Origin of the sequence: Hyalangium versicolor, from assembly GCF_020103695.1 — a bacterium.
In the GTDB taxonomy this organism is placed as follows: Bacteria; Myxococcota; Myxococcia; order Myxococcales; family Myxococcaceae; genus Hyalangium; species Hyalangium versicolor.
Window position 1 is genome coordinate 23,363 of record NZ_JAHXBF010000002.1, and the last position, 18,849, is coordinate 42,211.

General features: G+C 67.4%; 16 protein-coding genes. 7 read left to right on the plus strand and 9 right to left on the minus strand.

Going from position 1 to position 18,849, the window contains the following annotated elements:
- The first annotated feature begins 12 nt into the window (after window positions 1–12).
- On the plus strand, window positions 13–1,356 hold the full coding sequence (locus KY501_RS03605) for a sigma-54-dependent transcriptional regulator (protein ID WP_224361096.1): 1,344 nt from the start codon (window positions 13–15) through the stop codon (window positions 1,354–1,356).
- Between the two features lie 14 nt (window positions 1,357–1,370).
- Here the strand turns inward: KY501_RS03605 and KY501_RS03610 are convergent, their stop codons facing one another.
- The 4 genes from KY501_RS03610 to KY501_RS03625 all read right to left on the minus strand — a co-directional run bounded on the left by KY501_RS03610 (window position 1,371) and on the right by KY501_RS03625 (window position 5,940).
- Window positions 1,371–1,799 carry a hypothetical protein gene (locus KY501_RS03610; protein ID WP_224361097.1) on the minus strand — a complete coding sequence of 143 codons (429 nt, stop codon included), beginning with the start codon at window positions 1,797–1,799 and terminating at the stop codon, window positions 1,371–1,373.
- Window positions 1,796–2,344 carry a hypothetical protein gene (locus tag KY501_RS03615; RefSeq protein ID WP_224361098.1) on the minus strand — a complete coding sequence of 183 codons (549 nt, stop codon included), beginning with the start codon at window positions 2,342–2,344 and terminating at the stop codon, window positions 1,796–1,798. Before KY501_RS03615 ends, KY501_RS03610 begins: the two co-directional genes overlap by 4 nt.
- A 267-nt stretch (window positions 2,345–2,611) precedes the next feature.
- Window positions 2,612–4,780 (minus strand): bifunctional alpha,alpha-trehalose-phosphate synthase (UDP-forming)/trehalose-phosphatase, encoded by a 2,169-nt coding sequence (locus tag KY501_RS03620; protein ID WP_224361099.1) that lies wholly within the window; start codon window positions 4,778–4,780, stop codon window positions 2,612–2,614.
- Window positions 4,781–4,794: 14 nt separating this feature from the next.
- On the minus strand, window positions 4,795–5,940 hold the full coding sequence (locus KY501_RS03625) for a hypothetical protein (protein WP_224361100.1): 1,146 nt from the start codon (window positions 5,938–5,940) through the stop codon (window positions 4,795–4,797).
- A 129-nt stretch (window positions 5,941–6,069) separates the two neighbouring features.
- On the opposite strand from KY501_RS03625, the gene KY501_RS03630 reads away from it, so the two are divergent.
- The 5 genes from KY501_RS03630 to KY501_RS03650 all read left to right on the plus strand — a co-directional run bounded on the left by KY501_RS03630 (window position 6,070) and on the right by KY501_RS03650 (window position 12,198).
- Window positions 6,070–7,272, plus strand: coding sequence for a sensor histidine kinase (locus KY501_RS03630; protein WP_224361101.1), 1,203 nt, complete (start codon window positions 6,070–6,072; stop codon window positions 7,270–7,272).
- A gap of 107 nt (window positions 7,273–7,379) precedes the next feature.
- Window positions 7,380–7,733, plus strand: coding sequence for a hypothetical protein (locus tag KY501_RS03635; protein WP_224361102.1), 354 nt, complete (start codon window positions 7,380–7,382; stop codon window positions 7,731–7,733).
- Between the two features lie 42 nt (window positions 7,734–7,775).
- Window positions 7,776–9,131, plus strand: a complete 1,356-nt coding sequence (locus KY501_RS03640; protein ID WP_224361103.1) for a sigma-54-dependent transcriptional regulator — start codon at window positions 7,776–7,778, stop codon at window positions 9,129–9,131.
- 134 nt (window positions 9,132–9,265) lie between these two features.
- Entirely contained in the window at window positions 9,266–11,593 is a 2,328-nt protein-coding gene (locus KY501_RS03645; protein WP_224361104.1) for a BamA/TamA family outer membrane protein, read from the plus strand.
- Window positions 11,594–11,598: 5 nt separating this feature from the next.
- A complete protein-coding gene (locus tag KY501_RS03650) occupies window positions 11,599–12,198 on the plus strand; it encodes a DUF4390 domain-containing protein (RefSeq protein WP_224361105.1) in 600 nt (199 codons plus the stop codon).
- A 598-nt stretch (window positions 12,199–12,796) separates the two neighbouring features.
- Here the strand turns inward: KY501_RS03650 and KY501_RS03655 are convergent.
- The 4 genes from KY501_RS03655 to KY501_RS03670 all read right to left on the minus strand — a co-directional run bounded on the left by KY501_RS03655 (window position 12,797) and on the right by KY501_RS03670 (window position 15,576).
- Window positions 12,797–13,786: an alpha/beta fold hydrolase gene (locus KY501_RS03655; protein WP_224361106.1), complete on the minus strand. Its 990-nt coding sequence runs from the start codon at window positions 13,784–13,786 to the stop codon at window positions 12,797–12,799.
- Window positions 13,787–14,032: 246 nt separating this feature from the next.
- Window positions 14,033–14,932 (minus strand): NAD(P)H-binding protein, encoded by a 900-nt coding sequence (locus KY501_RS03660; protein ID WP_224361107.1) that lies wholly within the window; start codon window positions 14,930–14,932, stop codon window positions 14,033–14,035.
- A gap of 62 nt (window positions 14,933–14,994) precedes the next feature.
- Window positions 14,995–15,405: an Rrf2 family transcriptional regulator gene (locus tag KY501_RS03665; protein WP_224361108.1), complete on the minus strand. Its 411-nt coding sequence runs from the start codon at window positions 15,403–15,405 to the stop codon at window positions 14,995–14,997.
- A gap of 9 nt (window positions 15,406–15,414) precedes the next feature.
- Window positions 15,415–15,576: a hypothetical protein gene (locus KY501_RS03670; protein ID WP_224361109.1), complete on the minus strand. Its 162-nt coding sequence runs from the start codon at window positions 15,574–15,576 to the stop codon at window positions 15,415–15,417.
- A gap of 192 nt (window positions 15,577–15,768) precedes the next feature.
- Between KY501_RS03670 and KY501_RS03675 the strand changes: the two genes are divergently transcribed.
- Window positions 15,769–16,113 (plus strand): Rossmann-fold NAD(P)-binding domain-containing protein, encoded by a 345-nt coding sequence (locus tag KY501_RS03675; protein ID WP_224361110.1) that lies wholly within the window; start codon window positions 15,769–15,771, stop codon window positions 16,111–16,113.
- 60 nt (window positions 16,114–16,173) lie between these two features.
- On the opposite strand, the gene KY501_RS03680 is transcribed toward KY501_RS03675, so the two are convergent.
- Window positions 16,174–18,558: a CARDB domain-containing protein gene (locus tag KY501_RS03680; RefSeq protein WP_224361111.1), complete on the minus strand. Its 2,385-nt coding sequence runs from the start codon at window positions 18,556–18,558 to the stop codon at window positions 16,174–16,176.
- Window positions 18,559–18,849 lie beyond the last annotated feature (291 nt).

An 18,849-nucleotide genomic window follows, 5' to 3' on the forward strand; every position in this document is an offset into this window, starting at 1 on the left:
GAGGTACGAGTCATGGGTCGAATCCTGGTGGTGGATGATGAAGAGGGGGTCCGCAGCTTCCTGGCCGAGAGCCTCGAGCTCGACGGGCATCAGATCGAAGAGGCGGGCAGCGGCGAACAGGCGTTGGCCCGGCTGCGGGCCAAGAGCTTCGATCTGGTGCTGACGGACCTGCGCATGCCGGGGATGGACGGGATGCAGCTGCTGCAGAAGGTGCAGGCCGAGCAGCCCGAAGTGGAGTTCATCGTCCTGACGGCGCACGGCAACGTGGAGCTGGCGGTCCAGGCGATGAAGTTGGGGGCGTTCGACTTCATCCAGAAGCCGGTGAGCGGGCCCGCGGAGCTGCGGATGCTGGCGACGCGGGCACTGGAGCGGCGCAAGCTGAAGGACCAGGCAGAGGCGGTGCGGGCCGCCGCAGACGAGCCGGTGCTGAGCTACGGCGATCCAGCGATGCTGCCGGTGGTGGAGGCGCTGAAGAAGGTGTCACGCACGCACGCCACGGTGCTGCTGCTGGGCGAGAGCGGCACGGGCAAGGAGGTGGCGGCGCGGGCCATCCATCGCATGAGCGATCGTGCCAAGGGGCCCTTCGTGGCCATCAACTGCGCCACCCTGTCGGAGAACCTGCTGGAGAGCGAGCTCTTCGGCCACGAGAAGGGCGCTTTCACGGGAGCCACGGAGCGCAAGCGCGGGCGCATCGAGCTGGCGGACGGCGGCACGTTCTTCCTGGACGAGGTGGGCGAGCTCAAGCCCGCGCTCCAGGCCCGGCTGCTGCGAGTGCTGCAGGAGCGCGCCTTCGAGCGCGTGGGCGGAACACGGACGTTGGAGGTGGACGTGCGGTGGATCGCGGCGACGCACCGCGATCTGCGAGGGCAGATCTCCTCAGGCACGTTCCGCGAGGACCTCTACCACCGGCTTTCGGTGTTCCCGGTGCAGCTGCCCGCGCTGAGGGACAGGCCCGCAGACATCCTCCCGCTGGCCGATGTGCTGCTGGCGAGGGCCTGTCACGAGCTCAAGCGTCCGGTGCTGAAGCTGTCGGAGGCGGCCAGGCGGGCGCTGCTCGCGGGACGGTGGACGGGGAACATCCGCGAGCTGGCGAACGTGCTGGAGCGCGCGGCCATCCTGTCCGATGGAGAGACGCTGGAGCCCCGGCACCTGCTGATGGAGCCAGGACGAGCGCCCGCGCCAGCCTCCTCCGAGCCCGCGCCCTCGGTCGACGGACTGACGCTCGAGGATCTGGAGCGAAGGGCCATCGTCCAGGCACTGGACAGCGTCGGCGGCAACCGCCGCGAGGCCGCCGAGCGCCTGGGCATCGGCCTGCGGACGCTCTACGAGAAGCTCAAACGCTACAAGCTTGGCTGAGCGTAGCGCCGTCGCTACCGTTGACCGGCGAGGATGCGCCATCCCTGAGTGTCGATTGCGTAGCGCGCGCCGACGTCCAGCAATGGCGAGGGGCTATGGTCGCATGTTTCCGGTCTCAGATAGATGCTGACGAACACCACACCTTCCTTCCCGCGCCAGGCCATGAAGTCATAGGAATCGCGCTGATAGAAACAGACATCACCTGGAGGCGTCCCTCGAGGAGGCTCGCGATCCCACGGCAGAAAATCCTCGAGCGCCAGGTTGATCGCGCGGAGGGTGACACCATCCAGGGCGACAGCATCTTCAGAAGCTGCAAGAGGAAACTCGACCTTCGCTGCCTCCTCTTCGGGCGCGTAAACAGGACGAGGGGGCTTCTTCAAGAGTGCACATGAGGTCAACACAGGCAAAAGAAGAAACCATGCTCGCACGGGCTGTTGAATCATGGCTTCACCCCCGTCACCTTGCCGGTTGCCTTGTCTTCGGGCTTGACGATCCCCACGAGGTGCCATGTCTTTGCCTGGCGTTCATAGATCTCGCCAGGCCGAGCCTCTTCTTGAAAGGGAACGTACTTCAGCACGCGACATCCTGCATCAAATTGGATGCGAATCGAGAAACGCTGATTCTTGGAGAGTAGATCGTCGGGCGACAGCGGCGAGCCATTCCACGGATGAAGATGGAAGTCCGCAAGAATGTCGTTGGGGCCGGGTGAGCCTCGGTCATCTCGCACCTCGATAGGCACGCGGCAGTATTGCTTGTGCAATGAGCCCAACGAGAGCGATCTTCCGAATGGAGAAGCGTGGCTTGCGTAGTACTTCCCATCTGACATCAGATAGAGAAGACCGCAATACTCTTGGCCGTAATTTCGAGCTGTCGCGCGCGGAAGCTGCGTGACAGCTGGACAGAGCTGATCGATCACTTCATCCACATCCGCGGATGGTTGGATCGCTTCCCAAGGCCCGCGTACCCAAACGGCACCGTCGTCTTTCAAGCCGTAACGCGACTCCTGGATTGGCTCTGGTGCGGTTGCACACCCCAACACGGACACAGCAACAATCAACACCCATCGGCACATCTCCCCGGATGGTTGCTGTGCGGCCTGATGTTCTTTCACAGTGTTTAGCAGCACGAACCGTCGACCCTACTACCCGATGATCCCCCCATTCAAGCCACCTTCCGCTCACGCTTCGCCCATCGAAGCGGAGCCAATATCGAACCATGTCTTTGGGTGATCCAAACCCTTGCTCGTGGTTCTCCCTCACGCCTCGAGTAGTGCAGCGAGCACCTTGCGCACCTCGACCGAGCCATTCACCCGGTGCGTGGCGCGAGAGGTTTTGCCGCCCGCGTGCACGGAGAGACTGCCCTCGGGCAGCGCGGCGAACAGGTCCTCATCGGTGCGGTCATCTCCGAAGGCGGCGACGAGCGTTCCGGGTGCCACGCCTTCCAGGGCCTGAGCCACCACGCGCCCCTTCTGGACGCCTCGCGGGCGCACCTCCACCACCTTGTCCCCGGGCAGCACCTCCAGCGGGCTGTCGGCCAGCACATCGCACAGCTTGAGGCGCAGCTCGCGTGCCTGCCACGAGCCATAGCCCGCATCCGCCTGCCGGTAGTGCCACGCGAGCGACGCAGTCTTCTCCTCCACGAACGAGCCCGGCACGTGCGAGCTGAACGTGTCTAGCAGCGGGCGCGCTCTCTCCTTCCACTCGGGAGAGACGCCCTCCAGCATCCGCCACGGCGCTCCAGGCCCCGAACGGGACCACAGGCCGTGCTCGGCGTGGAGCCCCACCGGGAGATCGCCCAACCACTCCTCGAGCTTCTCGCGGAACCGGCCACTGACGATGTGCACGGAGGTGTCCGGCAAGGCGGCCAGCCGCGCCAGGAGCTTCTTCAACTCGGGATCCGGAACGGCCTGCTCCGGCCGAGCCGTGTACCCCACGAGCGTCCCGTCGTAGTCCAGCAGCAGGACACGCCGGGGAGACTCCTTCAACCGGGCGATCGCCTCCGCCGCGCCGGGAACGGAGCGGACGGTGGGCGTGGGCACGGACTGGAGCGTGTCCAGGAAGTGGCTGACCCACCAGTGCACATCGCGGGACTTCACCTGGGCGCGCAGTGCCTGCATCCGCTTGCGGCGCTCCTCCACCGGCATCTCCAGCGCGCGGTGGATGGTGTCCGCCATGGCCTCCACGTCGTACGGGTTGACGATGACGGCCTCGCGCAGCTCGGTGGCGGCGCCGGCGAACTCGCTGAGGATGAGCACCCCGTCTTCATCCGGCCGTGCGGCGCAGAACTCCTTGGCCACCAGGTTCATGCCATCCCGAATAGGGGTGACGAGCATGACATCCGCCGCGCGGTAGAGCCCCACGAGCTGCCGCTCATTGAACGAGCGATAGAGGTAGTGGACGGGGACATTGTGGACGGAGCCGTACAGGCCGTTGATTCGGCCCACCAGCTCATCCACCTTGTCGCGATAGGCGGCGTAGTCCTCCACGGCGGTGCGGCTGGGCACGGCGACCTGGATGAAGCGCAGGCGGCCGCGCAGGGTCGGCTCGCGCTCCAACAGGCGCTGCACGGCCAGCAGCCTCCGGGGAATGCCCTTGGTGTAGTCCAGGCGATCGATGCCCACCAGCAGCCGCTGGCCCGCGCTGCGCTCCCGGGTGATGCGCACCTCCTCGAGCACTCCCGCATCGTGCGCCAGGCTCTCGAAGGAGGCCGTGTCGATGCCCATGGGGAACGCACCCAGCCGCACGCTGCGCCCCTCGTAGGTGACGTGATCGATGTCCGTCTCCAGCCCGAGCAGGCGCAGGAGCGTGCTGGAGAAGTGGTGCACGTAGCTGGGCGTGTGGAAGCCCACGAGGTCCGCGCCGAGCAGTCCGCGCAACAGCTCCGCGCGGTGCGGCAAGCTGCGGAAGAGCTCGCTCGACGGGAAGGGAATGTGGAGGAAGTAACCAATGCGTGCCTCGGGCAGGCGCTGGCGCAGCAGGCCCGGGACGAGCATCAACTGGTAGTCATGCACCCAGATGGTGTCGCCTGGCTGATAGTGACGGGCGACCAGGTCCGCGAAGCGCTCGTTGACCTTGGCATAGGCCTCCCAGTCCCGGTCCTGACGAGGGACTCGGTCCGGCAGGTAGTGGAACAAGGGCCAGAGAACGCGGTTGGAGTAGCCCTCGTAGTAGCGGCTGACCTCGCTGGGGCTGAGGTGCAGCGGCACGAGTCGCAGCTCGGAGAGTTGGGACTCCACCCGGGTGCGTTGCGCAGCGGACAGACGCGAGACATCCCCGGGCCAGCCGATCCACACGCCGCTCGAGCGCTCATGGGGGCGGCTCAAGCCCGTGGCCAGCCCTCCGGGGCTGCGCACGACGGAGACCTGGTCCTTCTCGGCCTTGACGGTGACTGGGAGACGATTGGAGACGAGCAGGAGTCGCGGCATAGGCGACTCTTCAGTTACTCAGCCAGGCGCGCCCTGGCTACCGGAGAATGCTCCACGGTGCCACGTGGCGAACCTTCCCGAGCCCCGCGGGCCCAACCCAGCCGGGCAAGCAATGCCGGGTCCCGGCTCGGCTTCCAGACGAATGCATCCAGTACGTAGTGCGTGGCCTGGGGCAGCGCGAGCAGAGGCACCACCAGCGCCAGCAGATCCGAGGGCAGGGAGAGGCCGCTCTCACCGAAGAGCAGCGGCCGGTCGTGCCAGACGAGCCGATCCCAGAGCAGCTCCTCGCCCAAGGCCAGTGCCGCGAGGAACAGGAGGAAGGCTGGGAGTCCCGCTCGCACGAGCAGGGCGAAGGGCCCGTACCCGCCCTCGGCGAGCCGCCCGCGCGCATAGCGGAACAGGAGCGCGAAGTAGGGCACGCCGTGGAGGACGACGTTCATCACGGTGAAGGTGAAGTCATCCTGGGCCAGGACGATGCCTCCGAACCACGTCACCCACGTGGCGAGCACGAGCAGCACCTTGCCCACCTGGAGCCCCTCGCCGCGCACCACGCGGGCCACCTGGAAGCCCCCCCAGGCCACGAGCACAAGCCCATGGAGGACGAGCGCCACGGTCCCCACCCAGGAGGGAAGCCCGGAGAGGAAGTCGTTCTCGACGAACCACCAGAAAGCGCGCGGGAGGTGGGCGTGCCACCAGATGACGGGGCCGAGCGTGGCGGCGTAGATGGCGGCGGCATCCAGGCGGCGCTCGAAATCTGGGACGCGAGCCTTGCGATCGTAGAGGGCCACCCAGCCGTACTGCTGGCGCACGAAGTGGAAGAGGGCCACGTAGGCGAAGAGCCGCCAGAACAGGCCCGCAGAGCCCAGGTAGGCCAGAACGCCGAGCACATAGGCGACGAGCGGCGCGGTGACGTAGAGGGCGGGCCGCCGGCGCAGTTCCTCGGCGTCGAGATAGGTGCGGAACACGGTGGACCAGACGTGGGCCACATCGACGCAGACGACGAGCAGCACCCAGGCCCACAGGGGTGTATCCCCCACCGCACCGAGCCACGGCGCCGCGAGCACCAGCGCCACGGACACGAGCGCGGCGCCGGCGAAGACCGTGAGATCCACTCCGCGGCCGAACAGCCAGCTCTGGGACGGAGCGACAAGACGAGCCATCCGCGCCAAGGCTATCAGGCCTCGCGGCGATCCCCCATGTGCCTCGGGCGCCCCATCAGCTTTCCAGGAATCCAGGCTTTGATAGCACAGGCCTCGTGGACGTCCTGATGGTGGTACCACGTGTCCTGAATGGCTCCTTTGACGCTTGCAGCGCCTCCCCATCGCTTCCGCCGTCGGCTGCTGGCCGTGATGATGGCGGCGGGGCTTGTCCCGCTGGTGCTCATGGGGCTGCTGGCGCAGAGAGCATTGGAGCGGCTCCTCTCCGTGTCCGTCGCGCCGGTGGAGCATGTGCTCGATGACGTGTCCTCGGAGCTGGAGCGACGAGGCATCTCACAGGCTCCGCTGGACGAGGCGCGGCTCAACCTGGCGCAGGCGGAGCTGGCCCGTGGGGCACTCGTGCTCCGGGTGCCGCTGTTCATCACAGCGCTGGTGCTGATCTCCGCGGCAGTGCTGGCTCTGGCAGCGGTGCTGTTGGGCCGTGCGCTCTCCCGGCCCGTCACCACGCTCACGCAGGGCATGGCGACGTACGCGCGAGGGGATCTCTCCGTGCGGCTGCCCGCTCCTGAGGCCCCGCGCGACGAGTTCGAGTTCCTCTTCACGGGGTTCAACCGGATGGGCGAGGAGCTGCTCGCGCAGCGGGAGCGCCTCAAGGCCGCGGAGCAGATCGCCGCCTGGCAGGAGATCGCGCGAGCGCTGGCCCACGAGCTGAAGAACCCGCTCACGGCGATGAAGCTGTCACTGGCGCGGCTCTCTCGGACGGACACGGCATCACCTCCGGATCCGGCGCGGATCTCCGAGGCGGTGGCGCTGCTCCAGGAGGAGGTGGAGTTGCTCATGCGGATGACGCAGAGCTTCTCCGCCTTCGCGCGCTTGCCCGCGCCGCGCTTCCAACCGGTAACATTGCGAGCCCTGCTCGCCGAGGTGTGCTCGCTCTACCAGGGCACCTCACCTGTCCCGGTGGAGCTGACATCGGGAGAGGAGATCACGCTGCAGGCGGATCCGGATGGGCTGCGACGGATGTTCGGCAACCTGGTGAAGAATGCGACGGAGGCCTCGGCACCAGGGGCGGCACCGGTCCGCATCGCGGTGGAACCCCGGCCATCCGCGCTGCGCGTCATCATCCGAGATGAAGGTACAGGCATCTCCACCGTGCTGGAGGGTGCCGCGCTCACCCGAGGCCTGTTCAGCACGAAGCCGGGAGGCAGCGGGCTGGGGCTGCCCATCGCGCAGAAGATCGCCCACGAGCACGGCGGCACCTTGCGCCTCGAACCCGCTCCCGGTGGGGGTACACTGGCATTCGTGGATCTCCCTCTGGAGCTGCCCACCTCATGACGCGGGTCCTACGCCCCAAGCACGGGATGAAACCATTGCGTGCCTCCCTGTTCGTGCATGTACTCGCCCTGCTGGCATGCACCTCTCAGCAACCTGGAGTCATTGAAGTGCCGCTCAGCAAAACGTCTCCACCCGAGTACCAGGATCCGAGCATCCAGCTCCCTGTCTTCAACTACGACCTCGCGCTGGATACAGACCTGGACGGCAACACGCTGCAGGCGATCCGCATCGCGGCAGATGATTTTCTCGAGCCCGATCCCGCAGGGCTCCCATGTGAGAGCAAGCAGGCTTCACACAGATATCGGGCCCTTCGCCAAGGCGAGGTCATCTTCGTCAGGATCGATTACAAGCCGGAGAACTGTGGGCAGTCCACTCGACTGCTCGATGCCGGAGCCACCTATGCCATCAGCGTGGATGGGCGAATCCTTCGCCGGGAGAAAGATGGCCTGGGTCCCTGGTAGAAATCAGGCCATCGTGACGCTCCTGTCGGCACCACCCACTCCATGAAGCCCGGACCTCGCATCCTCCTTGTCGATGACGACCCTGGCGTCCTCAAGGGTCTGCGTGGCTTGCTCTCGGACGAGGGCTTCCAGCCCCTTGAGGCTCGCTCCGCCGCCGAGGCCGCGCGCCTCCTCGATGCGCCCGAGGGCCCGCCCGATCTCGTGCTCCTGGACCTGCGCATGCCCGGCGAGACGGGACTGGAATGGCTCGCACGCCTGCCGCGCCCCCTGCCCGCTCCCGTGGTGGTGCTCTCCGGTGAGGCCTCCCCCGCCGAGGCAGTCCAGGCCCTCAAGCTCGGCGCCACCGACTTCGTGGAGAAGCCCCCTTCCCCCGAGCGCCTCCTCACCGCCCTGCGCAATGCGCTCGCGCTCGACTCGCTCCGGGAAGAACGCCAGCGCCTGCTCGAGGAGCTCGCCCGCCCCGGACACCTCGTCGGCGAGAGCCCCGCGATGGAGAACCTCCGCCGCCTCATCGCCCGCGTAGGCCCCAGTGACGCCGCCGTCCTCATCACCGGCGAGACAGGCACCGGCAAGGAGCGCGTCGCCCGCGCACTCCACCTCGCCTCCGGACGCAAGGGCCGCTTCGTGGCCATCAACTGCGCTGCCATCCCCGCCACCCTGCTGGAGAGCGAACTCTTCGGCCACGAAAAGGGTGCCTTCTCCGGAGCCACCTCCCGCCGCCCCGGACGCTTCGAGCTGGCCCAGGCCGGCACCCTCTTCCTCGACGAGATGGGGGACATGCCGCTGGAGCTTCAGGCGAAGCTGCTGCGCGCCCTCGAAACCAAGGAGGTGGAGCGCCTGGGCGGAACGGCCCCCATCTCCGTGGACGTCCGAATCCTCGCGGCCACGCACCAAGATCTCCCCCGAGCCGTGAAGGAAGGCCGCTTCCGCCAGGATCTCTTCTTCCGCCTCAACGTCATGCCGCTCGCGGTACCACCCCTGCGCGAGCGCCCCGAGGATCTCCTCCCTCTCGCACGAGCCTTCGCCGCCGAGATCGCCGGTCCCCACGTCCCGCTGGAGCTCGCCCCAGGCGCCGAAATGGCCCTGCACGCCTACCGCTGGCCCGGCAACGTCCGCGAGCTGCGCAACTACATCGAGCGCCTCAACCTCCTGCGCGGCACCGGCCCGCTCATCCTCACCTCCGAGTTCCTCGAGGGCCCCGCGCCTCAAGCCCAGGGCTCCCGCCGCCTGGCCTTCGGAGAGAAGGGCTACCGCGAGCACGTGGAAGACTTCGAGCGAGACCTCATCCGTGCCGCGCTGGAAGAAGGTGGCAGCATCGCCGGAGCCGCCCGCCTGCTGCACATGGACCGAGGCAACCTCTACCGCCGCATCAAGGCACTCGGCCTCCCGGTGCAATGAGGGCGATGTCACTCTCACATCGGGCCGTGACATCCGGATGTGGAAATGACATCCCTTCGCGGACTCACTCCTTGTCCTTCCAGGCACTTACAGCGCGGCACCGCCTGGAACGGCGCGTGCTCTCCAGACCGGGCATGAACCGCTTCGCACTCCTTCTCTCGTGTGTCCTCCCGCTCGCGGTGGCCGCCCAGGCCGCCTCCCCTGATGCGAGCCCCCAAGTGGCTCCAGCGCCCGCCGCGGGGCTCCCGCTCTCGACCCAGAGTGAGGAGTGCGCGGATGTCGATGACACATCCGATGCGCAGCCTGGCGCGCTCCAGCTCCGCATCGACGGGCAGCTTCAGACGCTGTCGGGGATCGAATGGAAGGGATTCCAGCGCCTCACGGTCGATCAGGTCCGAACGCTGAGCGGGCTCACCGAGACAGGCACTCTCACGGTCGATCAGGCCACCCGAGCCCTGCGCCGCCTCGCACGCACGAAGCTCTTCGCGAGCATCACTCCCACTCTGCGGCTCGAGGAGGGCGCGGCGCCCACCCTGGAAGTCCTCCTGGAAGAGCACCCCTTCGTCGCCTCCATCACGTTCCAGGGGCTGCAGGATCTCACGCCCCGGGAGCTGCGCGAGGGCATGTTCCCCCGCGCCGCCTGGGAGTCCCCGCGCAGGCGCGAACACCGGAAGGACACCGAAGATGACGAGGTGGTGCTGCGCATCAACGACCAGAGCGTCACGGTCACCGTCTCCCCTGCGCCTCCCGTCTGTCCGCCTTCGCAGCCGCCCCGAGAGTGGCTCGCCCGGCTCGATGAGCGAGACGAGTTCCAGCCCGGCATCGTCGCGGGAGGCCTCACGGCGGCCCTGGAGCGCGCGCTCACGCAGCTCCTGGACGACGGCTACCTCCTGGCCGGCTTCGCGGCCACCCTGCACCCCGACGGCAGGCTGGAGGTCGAGGTAGACGAAGGCCACATCGAAGGCGTGGACGTGGAGGGCGTGGACCCGGACATGGTGCCGCGCGTCCGCGAGGCGCTGGGCATCCAGCCCGGAGACATCTTCCTGCGCAGCGACGCCTCCCGCGCGGTGGACCGCCTGGAGAAGACGCTGCCCTTCCTCCAGGTCCAGGGCGTGGAGCGCCACCCGGAGGACGTCCGGCTCGTGGAGGAGAAATCCGAGGAGGGCACCCGCCGCTACCGCACCGTCCGCGAGGAGCGCAAGGAGACCCGGCGCGAACGGCGCCGCGAGCACATCCACCTCTTCGACTCGGATGTCTTCGACTGGTGGACCACGGTGGAGGGTGGCACGGGGGCTCCGGGCCTGGTGACGCGGGGCCGCCGCGTCCTGGTGAGCGTGCGCGCTCGTCGGCCGGACTTCGACCTGGACCTGCTGCCGGTGCACACGCAGGTGACGGGGCTGGCTCCCGGGCTCGAAGGGGCGCTCCGCGTGTGGGATCCGCGAGACCGGGCACACCTGACGCTGGAGGCGGCGTTCTTCCTCCCGTGGCGTCTGGGAGGCCAGCGCATCCCGGACGATCCCGAGCAGACGCGCCGTCAGCGCCGCCTCAACTGGCTGCTGGGAGCCAAGACCCGAGTGCCCTCGCTGGGGCTGGCGGAGCTGGGCGGCCAGGTGCACGACTTCACCGACACGTTGGATCGATGGCGAATGGGCGCGATCGACTCGTTCATCTACTCGGCGCTGCTGAACCGGCCGGACGCGGATTACTTCCGCCGCAAGGGCGCCGCGGCCTTCGCGACGTGGCGGCTCGGGAGCCACTGGCTGCTGGGAGGCGAGTACCGCCGGGACTCCTATGCCTCGCTGGTGAGCCTCTCGCCGCCGCTGTCCCTCTTCCGGCGGGACTCGCCTGCCTTCCCCAACGCACCGGTGACAGAGGCGCGCTTCGGCTCCGTCATCGGCCGGCTCGAGTACGCCAGCGACGACACGCACCGCCAGGAGCTGGGCTCGCTCTTCCGGAGCCCGGAACTCCCGCTGCTCCCCCACGAGGATGAGTGGCCGAACCGCCCCGCGCTGCGCGGCTTCGTGACACTGGAGGTGGGCAACCCCTCCTTCGGCGGCGACGAGGGCACGCGCTTCTGGAAGCTGGTCGGAGACTCCGTCCTCTACGTGCCCACGGGGCATGACGACTCGCTGCGCGTGCGCGTGCGCGCCGCGGGCGGAGAGGATCTGCCGTTGCAGAAGCTCGAGGGCCTGGGAGGGTGGAGCGCGCTGCGAGGCTACGGCTTAAAGGAGTTCCGTGGGGACGCCTCGGTGCTCGCCAGCGCCGAATACCGGTGGGAAGGGGTTGGAGCCTTCGTGGACGTGGGCTCGGTGCGGCAGGAGGAAGGCTGGACGGACGCGAAGCTGGGGCTGGGCGCCAGCCTGCACTTCGGAGACGAGGTGCAGTTCACCGCGGCCTGGCGCGCGGACGAACGCGCCTCCTGGGTCCCCGAGGCCCGGCTGCTCTTCACCCGGCCCTTCTGATGCGCATGAGCCAGCACGGAGCCCAGGCACGAGGACTCTGCGCGGCGCTGCTCGCCGTGGCGGGGCTGCTCGCGCCTGAAGCCGGGGCGGAGGAGGCTCGGGCGCAGTGCACCGCCACCCTCAGCGGGCGGCGCGTGGTGGTGCGTCCCGAGGCGCACGCCTTCCTCACCTCGGAGTTGGATCGGCTGCTGCGGCTGGGGCTGGCGGGGAAGCTCGAGGTGGAGCTGACGCTGCTGCGCCGCCGCAAGCTGTGGTTCGACGATCAGGTGGACTCGGCCCGGCTCACGCAGGTGCTCTCGTACACACAAGGCACCTACCTGCTGGACGGCCGTCCCCTGCTCTCGGGAGCCACGGCGCTGGAGTTGGAGCGCACCGCCTGGACGCTGGAGCAGCCTCCGGAGTCCGGTGACACCTTCGTGGTGCGCTTGAGCGTCCGGCTGCAGGTGGTGACGGCCTCGAGCCTGGGCAAGGTGGCCTCCTGGCTCACCCAGGGCTCCTCCGCCGAGAACGAGCGCTCCACCGTCACCCGCAACCTCCTGCGCACCGTGGCCGAGGACCTCACCCGCAGCGGCTCGGGCCGGTGCGATGTCAGCCCAGCCCGGTGAACCGTCTCCACTCATCGACGATGGTGAAGCGCCAGCCCGGATCGATCACAAGGGGAGGGATCACCGCGGAGCTGCCGGCCGATAACTGGAGAGTTCTCAAGGCTTTCCAGCCAACGGAAGGAGCTACTCGGTGAAAACAGAGCGTAACGCGCAAGAGCTCTTCGCGCGCATCGCAGAGCAGCTCCGCGAAGTCCCAACTCCCTCCTGACTCCTCGCAGCTCTTTGGCAACCTCGACGGACCTCAACACCGGCGGGTGCTGGCCACTGTCATGCCCGTACCCTGACCGCCTTGCAGGTGACTCCGCACTTCCACTCGCTGGTGCCGGATGGCGTCTTTGTGCCGCAGGAGGGCGGCGTGCGCTTCGAGCCGTTGCCGCCGCCCACGCAAGGCCAGGTGGAGCGGCTGCTAGGGGCGAGGCCGGAGCCGGAGGAAGAGAGCCCGTCCTTTGCCGCGACGAGGGAGGAGCCGAAGAAGGAGCGCACACCACGATTGGACTCTCGCCAGGCTGCTACGCAGGACGGAATGCGCTGGACGTGTTCGCTTGCTCGAAGTGTGGAAACAGGAGATGCGCTCATCCAGCGCGCCTTCGCCGCCCTTTCAAAATGTCTCGAGGAAGGTCTTCATCTCGCGCAGCACCTCGTCATGGTTGGTGAGCCAGACGTAGTGCCGCGCGTGCTCGAGCTTGATGCCCTTCCAGTTCGGCATGCTCATCACGCTCAGCATTTCGGCGTCCCGCTGGAGCGCCCTGGCGCTCAGGGTCCTCAACTTCTCCTGCACGGGAAGGTCCATTTGGGAGAAGCCTGGGAGGTCCTCCGCCCGCCCGGACCGAGGCTGATCCACGTAGAGGAAGAGCACGGCCGCCGTCACGGCCGCGAAGTCCACCTTCGAGAAACCCTTCATCACCCGCTCCTCCGCGTGCGGCCACTTGCGGTCGCGCAGGTAGTGCCCGGTCTTCGGATCGAACTCGTTCGCCTCGTCGATCTCGTGCGCGGGGAACGCTCCTCCGACGTCACGCGCGAGCGCGGCGGCGAGCGCGGCGCGTGAGGCCACGTCCTCGGGAGCGGGCTCGCTCGGAGGAGGCATGGGCAGGACCGAAAGGAACTCCGCCAGCAGGTCACCGTCGGTCCTCACGTCCAGGTAGACCACCTTCTCCACGCGCTCCGGGTGATGGGTTGCCACCCAGGTGAGCTCTGGCCCGGCGGCGGAGTGGCCCACGAATGACGCCTTCGCGATTCCCAACCCCTCCAGCACCCGGACGACGTCCTCGCCCAGGGTGGCGGTGTCGTAGCCCTGCTCGGGCCAGTTCGACGAGCCAAACCCCCGGCGGGTGACGGCGTAGACGTGATGGGCCGCGGTGAACTCCGGCGCGAAGGTGTCGAACACGTGGCCCGTGTTGCCCAGGCCCGACAGGAAGACGAGCGCGGGTCCCTGGCCTCCGAAGTCGAGCAGCTCGAGCTCGACCCCCTCGGCCACCTTCACCCGCTTCACCTGATGCAACGCGCTGGAGTCGGCAGAAGCCAGGACCGGGACGGACTTCGTCGTCACACAGGCGAACAGCGGCAAGCAGAGGAGGAGGAGTTTTCGCATGGACTGACTCAACTACAGGAATGCGGAGACCACCAGGGAAGCCCCTGGGTAACAGCTCGCCGCGCCCCATCTGGACGGGGCGTGGATGAGCCCGCCGGGCATTGAAGCACGGCGCGGTGGTGTCAGTCGGAGCTGGACGGGAGCGTGACGGTGCCGGGAGTCTCGATGGCGGCGAGCGCAGCGTGCAGCAGGTAGCGCCCCGGGTCCTCACCGCGCAGGCGGGCCGTCTCAATTGGAGAAGCCTGATCACGGAGCCAGCGCGTGACGCGATCGCCGCATGGCTGAAAGTGCTTGGCGAAGATACTGCTCGGTCGTCGTCGGCGCACGGCCGAGGAGCGCCTCCAGATCGCCCGTCTGCTGGTCCCACTCCCCGCGGTTCATGCCCTGCACCCAGCCCAGGAGGAACCTGGCCACGAATTCAGGCAAGCCCTCGGCAATGCGGGCGTCGACGTAGTCCTGATCCGAAACCGCGACGTAAGGGACCGTCTCGCCGGTCATCTGGGAGAGGATGGCGGCGATGTCGGAGAACGAGACGGCGGGGCTGCCGGTCAATACATAGGACTTGTTCTCATGCCCGCTGCCGGTGAGGACGGCCGCATGCGCCTCCGCCAAGTCCGCGCGGGTGGCCGGGCCGGTCTTGCCGTCACCGGCAGGAACGCGAACGCCCTTCTCGAGCATCGCCACGCCGAGGAACGGTGTCATGGTGTCCAGGAAGGGCGGATGCTTCACGAAGGTGTAGGTCAGGCCGGACGATACGATCCTCTGCTCGCTGAAGATGTCCTCTTCCGTCACCTGCCGCATCGAGAAGTCCGAGCCCTCTTTGCGGATGATGGGCATGTAGACGATATGCCCGATGCCGGCCTCGGCCGCCGCGTCGATGGCGTTGGCATGCGCGGTCTTGCGATCGGTGAAGGCATGGGTGGAAGTGAGCATCAGTCTGTCGACGCCCTCGAAGGCCCGCAGCAGCGACGCCTTGTCGAGATAGTCGCCCTGGCGCAGTTCGATGCCGCGCGCGGCGAGCTCCCGCGCCTTGGCCGGATCGCGCACAAGGCCGAGCAGTTCACTCGCCGGCCTTCTATCAAGCAGCTTCTCCAGCGTCAGCCGACCGATATGGCCGCTCGCGCCCGTGACAAGGACCTTGCTCATGTTGCTCATCTTCCTTTTGGATACGATATTAGTAACTGAATAGGGCAAAAAAAAGAGGGCGCCTACTCGGCCCTGATCTTTCTCACCACGTCGGAGATGGTCGTCTTCGCCAGGTCTTGCTCGAACGCCCTCTGCGCCCTGGTCAGGATCTCGCCCATGACCGGCTTGATGTTGGCGCTCACCTTGCAGCCGCCCACCGCGGGATAGTCGTGAATGGCGAAGGCCCTGGGCGCTTCGACCGCGCGATAGATGTCGAGCAGACTTATGTCCGAGGCCTTCCTGGCGAGCTCACAACCGCCCGACTTCCCGCTCACGGCATGGATCAGCGACGCCTTCGAGAGCTTCGCCAGGATGCGTTTCACGAAGGCCGCATGGGTGTTCACGCTCCCAGCCAGAGCCTCGGACGTGACGATCGCCTCCCGATGGGCGATTCCCGCCATCAGGTGGACCGCAATGGAGAACTGGGTGTTCACCGACGCCATTCAGATACCATAATAGTATCCGATTGGCGCGTCAAGGCAGATGATGTCTCCCGCCAGGGCGAGCAGCTCCTGATGGCCATCCCTGTCGAGGTCATAGAGGAAGAGCGAGTCATCCGTCTGTCCCTCGTGCTTCGGGACAAGGAGACAAAGTCGGATCCACACGCCATCCTCATTTGAGTTCGGCTGTGCGGGGCTGTGCTCGACCAGAGTGTTGCCCCGGGCGGCGATCTGATCCAGATTCAGGCAACTGCTCGGTTCCATCGTCGTATGCGAGGCGAGCTCTCTTGATCGCTGCATGGCTACGATCCGCCCACTGAAGCGCGTGTCGACTATGCCAGGGCCGCGGCAACCGTTTTGACCGGCAGCGACCACGCGGGTCGCGTCTATGAACTCGCGGGCGACGCATCCTTCACATTGACCGAGCTCGCCGCCGTGGTTGCCAAGGCGTCTGGCCGGCCGATGGCCTACGAGGATTTGACGCAGGAAGCGTTTCAATCGACGCTCTTGGACGCTGGCCTGCCGGCGATGGCGGCGAGGATTCTGTCGGACACCGATGCGGGCGTTGCGAAGGGAGCGCTGTTTGATGACGGCGGCACGCTTGCCCGGCTGATCGGGCGGTCGACTACTCCCTTCCACACCACGATCACGGACTTCGTCCAGAACCAGCAGGCGTCCACCGGGGCATCGAGACGCGCATAGGCCAGGAGTGCGGAAATCGGGTCATCGGTCGCACGACGGCCCCCCCTGGCTGCGCTCGTCTCAGGGAGTGACGGTGACGAGCGTGCCCGCCTTGGCGTTGTTGTCCTCGAACAGCTCGACCATGCCGTTCTGCGGATCCACCACCGCCCCCACGTAGTACGCACCCGTGTTGGGCACGTACGCCGGGCCCACCAATGACAGCACCTGGCACTGGCCCGCGCTCAGCGTCGCCGTGAAGGTGTAGCCCAGGAAGGCATCCGGCGAGGGGCCCATGGGGCCGTTCGGAGTGAGGGTGGTGTCCGCCGACAGGTAGACCTCCACCACCGTGCTCCCAGCCTGCGTGCCCTGGTTGCACACCGTCACCGAGGCCGTGAGCGACTGGCCCTGCTTCACGGTGCTCGCGCTCGACACCGCCGAGACGATGAAGTCCGGCTTGCTGCCAATGCCGATGCGACCGCCCAGCTTGATGTTGTTGTCCTCGAGCAGCTCGGCCACCGAGCTCTGCGGATCCGCCACCGCTCCCAGGTAGTAGGCACCCTCGGTGGGCACGTACCCCGAGCCCTGCACCGTCAGCGTCTGACACTGGCTCGGGTTGAGGTACGCCGAATAGACAGAGCCCTGGTAGAAATCCGGCGAAGGCCCCATCGGCCCGTTGGGGGTGATGGTGGTGTCCGCCGAGAGGTACACCTCAACGCCGGTGCTGCCACCCTGAGTGCCCTGGTTGCACACCGTCACAGAAGCCGTGAGCTGCTGCCCAGGGCTGCTCGACACGAAGCTGGCAGGCCCCGTCACCGCCGTGACGATGAAGTCCGGCTTGTTGCCGATACCCAGGCGGGTGCCTGCCCGGGTGTTGTTGTCCTCGAGCAGCTCGGCCACCGAGCTCTGCGGATCCGCCACCGCGCCCAGGTAGTAGGCGCCGTCTGCGGGCGCGTACACCCAGCCCTGCACCGCCAGCGTCTGGCACTGGCCGGGGTTGAAGTACTGGGAGGAGATGTAGCCCACGTAGGAATCCGGCGAAGGACCGGTGGGCCCATTGGGCGTGATGGTGGTGTCCGTCGAGAGGTACACCTCCACGCCGGTGCTGCCCCCTTGCGTCCCCTGGTTGCACACCGTCACCGAAGCCGTGAGCTGCTGCCCGGACGTGGCGCTGGCGGGCCCCGTCACCGCCGTGACGATGAAGTCCGGCTTGCTGCCGATGCCCAGGCGGGTGCCCGCCTTGGTGTTGTTGTCCTCGATGAGCTCCGCCAGCGAGTTCTGCCCATCCACCACCGCGCCCAGGTAGTAGGCGCCGTCCGCGGGCACGTACGCCGGGCCCTGCACCACCACCGCCTTGCACTGCCCCGCGGTGAGGTACTGCGGAGCGGCACTGCCCAGGAAGCTGTCCGGCGAAGGCCCCGTGGGCCCGTTGGGCGTGATGGTGGCATCCGCCGAGAGGTACACCTCCACCGGCGCGCTGCCCCCCACGGTGCCCTGGTTGCACACCGTCACCGAGGCGGTGAGCTGCTGGCCCGGCAGAGCGCTGGCCGGCCCCGTCACCGCCGAGACGATGAAGTCCGGCTTGCTGCCAATGCCGATGCGACCGCCCAGCTTGATGTTGTTGTCCTCGAGCAGCTCGGCCACCGAGCTCTGCGGATCCGCCACCGCTCCCAGGTAGTAGGCGCCCTCGGTGGGCACGTACCCCGAGCCCTGCACCGTCAGCGTCTGACACTGGCTCGGGCTGAGGTACGCCGAATAGACAGAGCCCTGGTAGAAGTCCGGCGAAGGCCCCATCGGCCCGTTAGGGGTGATGGTGGTGTCCGCCGAGAGGTACACCTCAACGCCGGTGCTGCCACCCTGAGTGCCCTGGTTGCACACCGTCACAGAAGCCGTGAGCTGCTGCCCAGGGCTGCTCGACACGAAGCTGGCAGGCCCCGTCACCGCCGTGACGATGAAGTCCGGCTTGTTGCCGATACCCAGGCGGGTGCCTGCCCGGGCATTGTTGTTCTCCAGCACCTCCACCACGGAGTTTTGCGGATCCGCCACCGCGCCCAGGTAGTAGGCGCCGTCTGCGGGCACGTACGCCCAGCCCTGCACCACCAGCGTCTGGCACTGGCCGGGGTTGAAGTACTGTGAGGAGATGTAGCCCACGTAGGAATCCGGCGAAGGACCGGTGGGCCCATTGGGCGTGATGGTGGTGTCCGTCGAGAGGTACACCTCCACGCCGGTGCTGCCCCCTTGCGTCCCCTGGTTGCACACCGTCACCGAAGCCGTGAGCTGCTGCCCGGGCTGGGCACTGGCAGGCCCCGTCACCGAGGACACCACGAAGTCCGGACCGGATACGACGGCCTGGCTCGTGGTAACGCGCTCAACTGCCGTGCTGCTATCCGCCGAGCCCTCGCACCCCGCCGCCGCCAGCAACGCCACCGCCCCCAGAAGGCTTCCGACCCTGCCGTTGCTTCGATTCATGCGCCACCCCAGGCGAAATCAGCCAGTCCTGCCTACCGCGTAATTCACGTGAGGAGCGCAATACCAACTCGGCCCATGAAGACCCAAGCAAAATCGACGTAACTTTCCTCTCTCAGCAGATGGAAAAACCACCTCTGCTTACCTGGAGCGCGCAAAACCTGGCGGCATGAAACTCCCAGTGTGCTGTGTCCTGGCGCTGGCGCCTCTCCTCTGACCCAGCGCGGCCACCAGGCCCACGGCCATGCCTCCGAGCGTGGGGAGGAACCGGCCCTGGCCACCCAGGAGCTTGCC